This window comes from Mesorhizobium sp. M7A.F.Ca.CA.004.12.1.1 (assembly GCF_003997835.1).
GTDB lineage: Bacteria > Pseudomonadota > Alphaproteobacteria > Rhizobiales > Rhizobiaceae > Mesorhizobium.
Genome location: NZ_RZRK01000124.1, coordinates 1 through 10,561, shown reverse-complemented (window position 1 = coordinate 10,561; position 10,561 = coordinate 1). Strand labels below are relative to the sequence as shown.

Below are 10,561 nucleotides of genomic sequence, written 5' to 3'. Positions count from 1 at the left end.
GGCTACAACATCGCCGGTCCCGAGGTCGAGGCGGCGCTGCTGGCGCACCCGGACGTCGCCGAATGCGCTGTCATTGGCGCCGAGGACGCCGAGCGCGGCCAGATCGTCGAGGCGCATGTCGTGCTAGCGCAGGGCGTCGCGCCCGACGCCCTCACCACCAAGCGCCTGCAGGACCATGTCAAGGCAATGATCGCGCCCTATAAATATCCGCGATCGGTAAAATTCATCGCCGCTCTGCCCAAGACCCAGACCGGCAAGATCCAGCGCTTCCGGCTGCGCACGGAGAAAATCGATTGAGCGAGCCATACGATCCGGCGTCCGAAGGCGCCCAGATGTCGTTCAAGGAGCGCATGTCCTACAGCGACTACCTGCACCTGGAGAAAGTGCTGGAGGCCCAGACGCCGCTGTCATCGGCGCATGACGAGATGCTGTTCATCATCCAGCATCAGACCTCCGAACTCTGGATGAAGCTCGCTCTACACGAGATTGGAGCCGCGATCCGTTCCATCCGCGCCGACCGGCTCGAGCCGAGCTTCAAGATGCTGTCGCGCGTTGCGCGGATCTTCGAGCAGCTGAACAATGCCTGGGATGTGCTGCGGACGATGACGCCGAGCGAATACACCGAGTTCCGCGACGCGCTCGGCCAGTCCTCGGGTTTCCAGTCCTGGCAGTATCGCGCCATCGAGTTCATGGCCGGCAACCGCAACCTGGCCATGCTCGGGCCGCACAAGCACCGGCCCGACCTGAGCGGAAAGCTGGAAGCGATCCTGACCGAACCATCGCTCTACGACGAAGCGCTGCTGCTGCTTGCGCGCAACGGATTCGACATCGGTGCCGATGCCAAGCGCACGGACTGGCGTGAGACGCGAACCGAGAATGAAGAGGTGCTGGTCGCCTGGCAAACCATTTACCGCGATCCGCAGCGCTACTGGATGTTCTACGAACTGGCAGAGAAGCTGGTCGACTTCGAGGATTATTTCCGCCGCTGGCGCTTCAACCACGTCACCACGGTTGAGCGCATCATCGGTCTGAAACGCGGCACCGGCGGCACGTCGGGTGCTTCGTATCTGAAGAAGATGCTCGAGGTGGTGCTGTTCCCGGAACTGTGGACGGTCCGCACCCGGCTCTGACATCGTCGAAATGAAAACAGCGACGCGCGGCGGCGGAACACCCTTCGCGAACAACCGGGGACTGACTGACCATGAGTGGATTTCCTGATCTCGCCGCAGTCGAAGCGATGGATGCCACAGATCCGCTGCGGGCCATGCGCGACCGTTTCATTCTGCCGGAGGGGGTGATCTATCTCGACGGCAATTCACTGGGGGCAGCGTCTCATGCCGTTTTCGGCGAGCTGCAGCAGGCGGCAACCCAGGAATGGGCCCAGGACCTCATCCGAGCCTGGAATACGGCCGGATGGTTCGAGATGCCGATCGAACTCGGCGATCAACTCGGACGCCTGATTGGAGCCGCGGCCGGCCAGACCGTCGTCTGCGACACGACGTCGACCAACATCTACAAGGTGCTGCATGCGGCGCTGGAGATTCGGCCGGGCCGGTCGGTCATCGTCGCCGAGGGTGACAGTTTCCCCACCGACCTGTACATCGCCGAAGGCGTGGCCTCGACACGGGACGGCGTCCTGCTGCGCCTCGCGGGCGTCGACGCGCCCACTATCGAAGAGCTGATCAACGAAAACGTCGCGGTGGTGCTGGTCAACCACGTCAACTACAAATCGGGTGAACTGCGCGACATGGCGGCGCTGACGCGCAAGGCTCATGCGGCCGGAGCGCTGATCGTCTGGGATCTATGCCACACCGCCGGCGCCCTGCCCGTCGAGCTCGATCACGCAAATGCCGATTTCGCCATCGGCTGCACTTACAAGTACCTCAACGGCGGTCCGGGCGCACCGGCCTTCATCTATGCCGCGCAGCGCCATCACGGCGATATCAGCCAGCCGCTCAGCGGCTGGTGGGGCCATGCGCGGCCCTTTGCCTTCGAACGGGGGTATGTTGCCGGCACCGGTATCCGCCGCTTTCTGTGCGGCACCCAGCCGGTCCTGTCGATGCGGGCGCTCAAAGGCGCGCTTGCCATCTGGAACGACGTCGACATGGCGGCATTGCGAAAAAAGAGCGTCGCGCTGACGGAACTGTTCATCCAGCTCGTCGAAGCAAAGTGCGGCGCCTATGGCCTCACGCTGGAGACCACCCGCGACGCGACCAGGCGCGGCAGCCAGGTGTCGTTCCTTCACGATCACGGCTATCAAATCATGCGGGCGCTGATCGAGCGCGGCGTCATCGGTGATTTTCGCGCGCCATCGACCATCCGTTTCGGCTTCACGCCCCTCTATATCGGCTACAAGGATGTGTGGCTGGCGGTTCAAGTGCTAGAAGACATTCTGCGCACGGGCGCATGGAAGGACCAGCGTTTCGCCGTCAAGGAAGCCGTTACCTGACGCAACGATCCCCGCGATTTGCCGTCGCCGCCCTCACTGCCCGGCAGATGACGGAGGGCTGATTCCAGCCACAAATGCCAACAGACGTTGGCGTTTTGGCTCCGTTTCGTTCACGGCAAACGAACGTCCCGAAGATTGATAGCGTCCCTTGTGGAGGTCGATCGGCAGATGATGCCAAGCCTTGGGTCGAGGATGAGCCACAGGTCATTAACCATAATGGTTTCAATGTGAGCAGGCGCATTGCCGTGGTTGGCGCCTGTCGATCGCGACCCGCTGGCAAGCCCAAATAATTTCAGCAGCCTTAACAAATTCATTAAACTTTAAACGGTTGCAGAACACAACTGGAACAGATAGTGTTTGTTCTGGGTTTGTTTTTCGATTCTGGTTTCAGGTAATCTGGGGGCCGCCATGCTGACACGCAAGCAACATGAACTGCTGATGTTCATCCATGAACGCCTGAAGGAGAGCGGCATTCCGCCATCCTTCGACGAGATGAAGGAGGCGCTCGACCTTGCCTCCAAATCCGGGATTCATCGGCTGATCACCGCACTTGAGGAGCGCGGCTTTATTCGCCGGTTGCCCAACCGGGCACGCGCGCTGGAAGTGCTGCGATTGCCGGACTCGATCGCGCCCGGCCTCAACGCGGCAAAGAAGTTTTCGCCAAGCGTCATCCAGGGCAGTCTCGGTCAGGGTGGTGCCCTTGGCCGGCAGATCAAGCCGGCGCCTTCGCGGATGCCCTCGCCCGGCAATGATGACGATGCGGTCTCCGCCGTGTCGATACCGGTCATGGGCCGTATCGCCGCCGGTGTGCCGATCGATGCCATCCAGCATCAGACGCATTCGATCTCGGTGCCGCCGGACATGATCATGGGCGGCGCCCACTATGCGCTGGAGGTTAAGGGCGACTCGATGATCGAGGCCGGTATCTTCGACGGCGACACCGTCATCATCCGTAATGCCGACACGGCGAACCCCGGCGAGATCATCGTGGCGCTGGTCGATGAAGAGGAAGCGACGCTGAAGCGGTTCCGCCGCAAGGGCGCTTCCATCGCTCTCGAAGCCGCCAATCCGGCCTATGAAACCCGTATTTTCGGCCCAGACAGGGTCAAGGTGCAAGGCAAGCTCGTCGGCCTCATCCGCCGCTACTGAGGCGGCTGCGGGTTGGCCGCTGGCTTCTCGGGTTTCTTGAAGGGTGCCAGCCCCCTCGCCTCACGAGAGTATTTGCGTTGCGTGTGCCAGGGCCGATATGGGCTGTTCACCGCGAAGCTGATTGTCGCCGGCGTGGTCGCCGATTGGCGATCGAAGAAGACCGCGGCACTGCCTTTGCGAGCCAGTTGCCGCTTGGTGATGACGAGAACCAGCGGATTGTGACAGGCGTCATAGGCGGTGGCGTCATTGATGACGATCAGCTCGGCGAAGCCACAGGCTTTCCAGGTGTCCTTGCGGTCCTCGACATAGGCAATGATCGCACCGGACATATGCCTGGCCACGCAAACGCCTGAGGAGCAATAGAACGGCGATCCCGGCGGTAGCTCAACGGCGTCCGCGACGTCGAATTGCCCATCGCTCTTGTCGAACACCTCTGGCACGACGATGGTTTCTGATGTCAGGGCGCGTTTCCAGTTGTCGACGGTGAATTCGTTCGGCCGTTCCCGGCTGACGGCAAGCTCGCCGCCACCGATCGGCAACGCCACCAGCCGGGCGTCTTCCGAGATCAGCACATCCGGCGTGCGCGTATCCGAGACGGTCAGCAAGCCTGCCAGCGCGAATGGCAGAGCAGCGAGCCGCAGCCAAGTTGTCGCCATCGTCGCGATGACCAGGGCAATTGTCACCAGCAGGACAGATTGCTGCGAAATCAGCCCAACCCCATCGACAGGCGAACGTTCGGAGATCCAACCCGATATGGCGATCATCACCGTCAGGCCCTTGCCCATCAGGTAGAGGGCCGGCCAATCCAATCCGAAAGGCATCAGCAGCGCGCTTGCGACAGCCAGGAACATGACGACGGTGACGATCGGCATAACCGCCAGATTGGCGAACAGGCTGAGCGGCGACACACGCTGAAAATGCCAGATGGCAAACAGCGTCGTGGCGCTGCCGGCGATGATGGAGGTCATGGCAAGGCCGGTTGCCGCGAGCACGAACTTTCGCGTCAGGAAACCGGGCATGGATCGCTTTGGGGGCGGCGGTCTTGCTTTTCCCGCGCGGTGATCGGCCCAGCCGGCATAGGCGCCGACCAGAGCCGCGGTCGCGGCGAACGACATCTGAAAACTCGGGCCGACCACCTCATGCGGCGACACCACGATGACGGCGATCGCCGAGATCGCCAGATTGCGCATGGTGAGTGCTGCTCGATCGAACAGCACGGCAATCAGCATCACCGCCAGCATGATGAAGCTGCGCTCGGCGGCAACGACGACTCCAGAGATGATGAGATAGGCCGCGATCGAGAACAGTGCGGCGAAGGCGGCATACTTCTTGACCGGGCGACGCGCGGAAAAGTCGGGAAACAAGGCGAAGGCGCCGCGCAGCAAGCCCATGATGGTGCCTGCGACCAGCGCCATGTGCAGTCCCGAAATCGAGATGATGTGGTAGATGCCGGTACGTCGCATCGCCTCATTGATGTCATCGGGAATGCCGGCGCGCACGCCGACGATCAGCGCCGCGGCGATCTCGCCTTCGGCGCCGCCGACGCTCGCCCTGATATGGTCGGCGATGGCCTCGCGGGCATTTTCCACGCTAGAGGAAATTCGGGCCGGCAGCGGCATGTCGCCACCGTCGCTGACGACAAGCTTGGGGTTGCCGAGAAAGAACCCGCTGCCGCCGATGCCGGCAAAATAGCTGTCGAAGGAGAAATCATAGCTGTCCGGCCGCACCGGCCCAGTCGGCGGCAAAAGCTTGGCATATCCAGTGATGAGGGAGCCTGCGGTCACGTCAGCCGGGATCTTGCGTGCCGAAAGCCGCACCCGTTCCGGCGCATAGCGCAGTTTCGGTCTTGCGGTCGACGTCACGTCGATGGTCAGCCGGATACGGCCAGTTTCCATCCGGTCGAGCGAGACGACGCGGCCGGTCACCTGCGTCGAGATTTCCGAGCCCAACATTTGTGTGCCCGCACGCCACGTCTCGACCTTGGCAGCAAGCAGTCCTAGGGCGCACAAAAGCGCCGCCATGAAACACAGATGGGTCTTTGGCCATGAGCGCGAGACCAGCGCACAGATCCCCGTCAAGATGACAACCGCGACAGGTCTCGCAAAGTCGGGTTCAGCCGTCAGCGAAAAATAGCCGATCGCTCCGATCGCCAGGCAGACCGGCACCAGCAGGAAGGCCACGCCCCGGTCGAGTTCCAGGCTCGCCGCCGTGTTCACGCTGTGGCGCAGGCGAGGCAGTGATGTCAGGCTGATTTGCCGGCGCACGCGAACGATCCTGCCGGTTTCGGCAACAGGAACAGAGGCGGCGACATCCGCTTGCAAGGGCGCCTTGCCGGGATCCGGCACAAGGGGCGATGGCGGCGGCAATGGGGCTGGCCGAGGCGCAAACAGGGACCGTTCGCTGACGCCGATGGCAGCGTCCTCGCCCTGATCCGAGCCCCAGCCTCGTCCAGCCATCGGGTCTGCCCCTTGCGCCCTCGACACCCTATGCTACATGAACGCCGGGCGCGCGAAAGCCCGCGCAACCGCACCCCGCTTCAGATGGTTTCCGAGAGTTCCATGTCCGACAAGGTCGTCACCCGTTTTGCCCCTTCGCCCACCGGCTATCTGCACATAGGCGGCGCGCGCACGGCGCTGTTCAACTGGCTGTATGCGAAGCACACTGGCGGCACGATGCTGCTGCGCATCGAGGACACCGACCGCGAACGCTCCAATGAAGCCGCGACGGCTGCCATCCTCGACGGGCTTTCCTGGCTTGGCCTGAGCTGGGACGGCGAGCCGGTGTCGCAGTTCGAGCGTGCTCCGCGCCACCGCGAGGTGGCTGAGGAGCTCGTGCGCATGGGCAAGGCCTATTATTGCTATGCCACGCCGGCCGAACTGGAGGCCATGCGCGAGGCCGCCAGAGCCAAGGGGCTGCCGCCCCGCTATGACGGCCGCTGGCGCGACCGCGACCCCTCTGAGGCGCCCGCAGGCGTCAAGGGCGCCATTCGTATCAAGGCGCCGACCGACGGCGAGACCATCGTCCATGACCGTGTCCAGGGCGAGGTGCGCTTTCCCAACAAGGATCTCGATGACTTCATCATCCTGCGTTCTGACGGCAATCCCACTTACATGCATGCCGTCGTCGTCGATGATCATGATATGGGAGTCACCCATATCATTCGCGGCGACGATCATCTGACCAACGCCGCTCGCCAGACCGTGATCTACAACGCCATGGGCTGGAACGTGCCGTCCATGTCGCATATCCCGCTGATCCACGGCGCCGATGGCGCCAAGCTGTCGAAGCGGCACGGCGCGCTTGGCGTCGAGGCCTATCGCGCCATGGGCTACCTGCCGGAGGCGCTGCTCAATTACCTGGCGCGCCTTGGCTGGAGCCATGGCGACGACGAGATCATGTCGATCAAGGATATGATCTCGTGGTTCGACATCGGCGATGTCAACAAGGGCGCGGCGCGCTTCGACTTCGCCAAGCTGGAGGCGATCAACGGCGCGCATATGCGCCGCATGAGCGATGCCCGACTGTTCGACATCTTCATCGCTACCCTGCCCTATCTCGAAGGTGGCCCGGCGATCGCCGCGCGCCTGAACGACAGCACCAAGGCGCAGTTGCTGGCAGCGCTTCCGGGCTTGAAGGACCGCGCCAAGACGCTGGTCGAGCTCGTCGATGGCGCGGCCTTCCTGTTCGCCACGCGCCCCCTGCCGATCGACGACAAGGCGGCCCTTCTGCTTACCGACGATGCCCGCAAGATCCTGCGCAGTGCTCACGAAGCTTTGAACGGGCTTGCGAGTGACTGGACAGCCGCCTCGGCGGAGGCGGCGATACGCGAGGTGGCAGCGGCCGGCAGTCACAAGCTCGGCGCGGTGGCCCAGCCTTTGCGCGCTGCGTTGACCGGCAAAAGCACCTCGCCGGGCGTGTTCGATGTGCTCGCCGTGCTCGGCCGCGAGGAAAGCCTGGCGCGCATCTCAGATCAAATCGATTAGGAGCAAACTGGCCCAAGAAGATTGGCATTGAAAGGCGGGTTTCGCAGTGCAACATTAGGCCTTGGCCCAATCTGGCACGCACCTCCTGAAATGCGGTGGCGAATACGCGCATTGCGGTGATTTTCGACGTGTCGCTCTGCAGAATTTTGCCTTTGCCGGCATGAGGAAACAAGAAGGAGTTTGCAATGACCGAAGCTGCGAAAAAAATGGATTTGGGCGGCAAGACCCAGGAGGCCACGGCAACGCTTGCATTCGCCGGCAAGACCCATGAATTCAAGGTGCGAAGTGGTTCGGTCGGGCCTGATGTCATCGACATCGCCTCGCTCTACTCAACCACCGGCGCCTTCACTTACGATCCGGGCTTCACCTCGACGGCAAGCTGCGAGTCGGAAATCACCTTCATCGACGGCGATGCCGGCATCCTGCTGCACCGCGGCTATCCGATCGACCAACTGGCCGAACACGGCGACTTCCTCGAGGTCTGCTATCTCCTGCTTTACGGCGAACTGCCGACCAAGGCGCAGAAGGACGACTTCGACTATCGTGTGACGCGCCACACCATGGTGCATGAGCAGATGTCGCGCTTTTTCACCGGCTTCCGCCGCGACGCGCACCCGATGGCGGTGATGTGCGGCGTGGTCGGCGCGCTGTCGGCCTTCTACCACGACTCCACCGACATCTCCGACCCCTACCAGCGCATGGTTGCCTCCATGCGGCTGATCGCCAAGATGCCAACGATCGCGGCGATGGCCTACAAATACCACATCGGCCAGCCCTTCATTTACCCGAAGAACGAACTGAACTTCGCCGCCAACTTCCTGCACATGTGCTTTGCCGTGCCGTGCGAGGAATACAAGATCAACCCGGTGCTGGCGCGCGCCATGGAGCGCATCTTCATTCTGCACGCCGACCACGAGCAGAACGCCTCGACCTCGACCGTTCGTCTCGCCGGCTCGTCGGGCGCCAACCCGTTCGCGTGCATCGCCGCCGGCATCGCTTGCCTGTGGGGCCCAGCGCATGGCGGCGCCAATGAAGCGGCGCTCAACATGCTTGGCGAGATCGGCCATGTCGATCACATCCCCGAATTCATCGCTCGCGCCAAGGACAAGAACGACCCGTTCCGCTTGATGGGCTTTGGCCACCGCGTCTACAAGAACTACGATCCGCGCGCCAAGATCATGCAGAAGACGGCGCATGAGGTTCTGGGCGAGCTCGGCATCAAGGACGATCCGCTGCTCGACATCGCCATGGAACTGGAAAAGATCGCGCTGACCGATCCCTATTTCATCGAGAAGAAGCTCTACCCGAATGTCGACTTCTATTCCGGCATTACGCTGAAGGCGCTGGGTTTCCCCACCACCATGTTCACCGTGCTGTTCGCGGTCGCCCGCACCGTCGGCTGGATCGCACAGTGGAAAGAGATGATCGAGGATCCGCGCCAGAAGATCGGCCGCCCGCGCCAGCTCTATACCGGCGCACCCGAGCGTGACTACGTGCCGATCGCCAAGCGGTGAATTGGGAGTAGGGATTGGGCAGTAGGCAGTAGGGACGGTGAACTTCCCTACTGACTATTCCCTCTCTTGACATACCGCATCACCACCTGCGCGGCGATCTCGCCGGACGGTCTATCCGTCGCCATGCGCCGCGTGATCTCTGCAAATCCATTCTTCTGCCAGGCGCGCATGCCGCTGTCGGCGAACAGGGCTTCCAATTGCCGGGCCAGATTGTTCGGCTTGATGTAGCCGTCGTAGAATTCCGGAATAAGCGCTCGATCCGATATCAGATTGGGCAGCAGCGCCGACCAGACGGAAACGAGGTACGGCGCCAAGACCCGCGCGACCGGGTCGAGCCTGTAGCAGGAAATCATCGGCACGCCGGCCAGCGCCAGTTCCAGCGATACCGTCCCGGACGCGATCAGCGCCGCATCGGCTTTGCCGAAAGCCTGCCATTTGCGCTGGGAATCGACGATGATCTCAGGCTTTTCATCCCAGCGGTTGACGGAGGATTTGACGAGCTCGGCGACATGCGGAACGGTCGGCAGCAGCAGCCGCAGGCGGTGGCCACGCGCACGCAGAATCGACACCGTCTCGCCGAACGGGTCGAGCAGCCGCCGTACCTCGCCACGCCGCGAACCGGGCAGGACGAGCAGGGTCTTGACGCGATCAGGAGAAAGGTCGCGCGGTAGTTCCTGCGCCTTGGCTGCGGCCAGCAAACCCGCATCGTGGGTCAGGCGATGCCCGACATAGGTGCCCGGTGGCCCGCCGAGCCGCTCGAGCTCCTTGACCTCGAACGGCAGGATGCAGAGGATGTGGTCGACATAGGGCTTCATCGCCACCGCCCTGCCCGGCCGCCACGCCCACACGCTCGGGCAGACATAGTGGATGATCGGAATCGACGGGTTGGCCGCACGCACCTTTTTGGCGACGCGCAACGAAAAGTCCGGACTGTCGATGGTGACCATGCAGTCCGGCTTTTCGTCGGCAACGGTCTTGGACAGTTGGCTGATCCGCCGCATCAGGCGCGGCAGGTCGCGTAGAACGGCGCTGAACCCCATCAGGGCGATCTCGCCGGCATCGAATGGCGAGACCAGTCCCAGCGCCTGCAAATGACGGCCGCCGAGGCCGACGAGTTGCACCTCGCGCCCCACAGCCTGGCTGAGCGAGCGCACTATGTCGGCACCGAGCAGGTCGCCAGACTCCTCTCCGGCAACGATTGCGATCTTCAATGCCCTGTCAGCCATTGCGCGGCTCCGTGGCGGCACGCAGGCCAAGGACGAACAGGCCAAGTGCATTGGCGCGCGCGATGGTTTCAGGACCTTCGAGGATCAGCGAGCGTCCCGCCTCGACGGCAATGCCGGCGAGTCCGGCCGCGTGCGCTGCCTCGACCGGCTGCGGACCGATGGATGGAAGATCGGCGCGCAGTTCCTGACCGGGCTGGGAGCACTTGACGAGGACGCCGCGGGTCTTGCCCGCAATACGGC

The 10,561-nt window shown here is 62.9% G+C and carries 8 protein-coding genes and 1 pseudogene; 6 read left to right on the top strand and 3 right to left on the bottom strand.

Features of this window, described 5'->3' with window-relative positions; all coding sequences use genetic code 11:
- The 4 genes and pseudogenes from EN984_RS09220 to lexA all read left to right on the top strand — a co-directional run.
- Positions 1 to 297, top strand: a pseudogene (locus tag EN984_RS09220) (2-aminobenzoate-CoA ligase); the annotation flags it as partial.
- Positions 294 to 1,130 (top strand): tryptophan 2,3-dioxygenase, encoded by an 837-nt coding sequence (gene kynA, locus EN984_RS09215; protein WP_127270200.1) that lies wholly within the window; start codon positions 294 to 296, stop codon positions 1,128 to 1,130. The pseudogene EN984_RS09220 and the gene kynA, both read left to right, overlap by 4 nt.
- Positions 1,131 to 1,201: 71 nt before the next feature.
- Positions 1,202 to 2,449, top strand: a complete 1,248-nt coding sequence (kynU, locus tag EN984_RS09210; protein ID WP_127272194.1) for a kynureninase — start codon at positions 1,202 to 1,204, stop codon at positions 2,447 to 2,449.
- Between the two features lie 408 nt (positions 2,450 to 2,857).
- Positions 2,858 to 3,598: a transcriptional repressor LexA gene (gene lexA, locus EN984_RS09205; RefSeq protein WP_127272195.1), complete on the top strand. Its 741-nt coding sequence runs from the start codon at positions 2,858 to 2,860 to the stop codon at positions 3,596 to 3,598.
- Here lexA and EN984_RS09200 read toward each other — a convergent pair.
- On the bottom strand, positions 3,592 to 6,054 hold the full coding sequence (locus tag EN984_RS09200; protein WP_127272196.1) for a ComEC/Rec2 family competence protein: 2,463 nt from the start codon (positions 6,052 to 6,054) through the stop codon (positions 3,592 to 3,594). The two genes, lexA and EN984_RS09200, sit on opposite strands and share 7 nt — an antisense overlap.
- A gap of 102 nt (positions 6,055 to 6,156) precedes the next feature.
- Here EN984_RS09200 and gltX point away from each other — a divergent pair, with 102 nt between their 5' ends.
- Together gltX and gltA are read left to right on the top strand one after the other, a co-directional pair.
- Positions 6,157 to 7,581, top strand: a complete 1,425-nt coding sequence (gene gltX / locus EN984_RS09195; protein WP_127270289.1) for a glutamate--tRNA ligase — start codon at positions 6,157 to 6,159, stop codon at positions 7,579 to 7,581.
- A gap of 185 nt (positions 7,582 to 7,766) precedes the next feature.
- Complete coding sequence (gene gltA, locus EN984_RS09190) at positions 7,767 to 9,095, top strand: citrate synthase (protein ID WP_127270290.1); 1,329 nt, start codon at positions 7,767 to 7,769, stop codon at positions 9,093 to 9,095.
- A 47-nt stretch (positions 9,096 to 9,142) separates the two neighbouring features.
- Here the strand turns inward: gltA and lpxB are convergent, their stop codons facing one another.
- Together lpxB and lpxI are read right to left on the bottom strand one after the other, a co-directional pair.
- Positions 9,143 to 10,321 (bottom strand): lipid-A-disaccharide synthase, encoded by a 1,179-nt coding sequence (gene lpxB, locus EN984_RS09185; RefSeq protein ID WP_127272197.1) that lies wholly within the window; start codon positions 10,319 to 10,321, stop codon positions 9,143 to 9,145.
- Positions 10,314 to 10,561, bottom strand: a 248-nt coding sequence (gene lpxI, locus EN984_RS09180; protein ID WP_127383710.1) for a UDP-2,3-diacylglucosamine diphosphatase LpxI, incomplete at its 5' end; no start/stop codon positions are given. The genes lpxI and lpxB, both read right to left, overlap by 8 nt.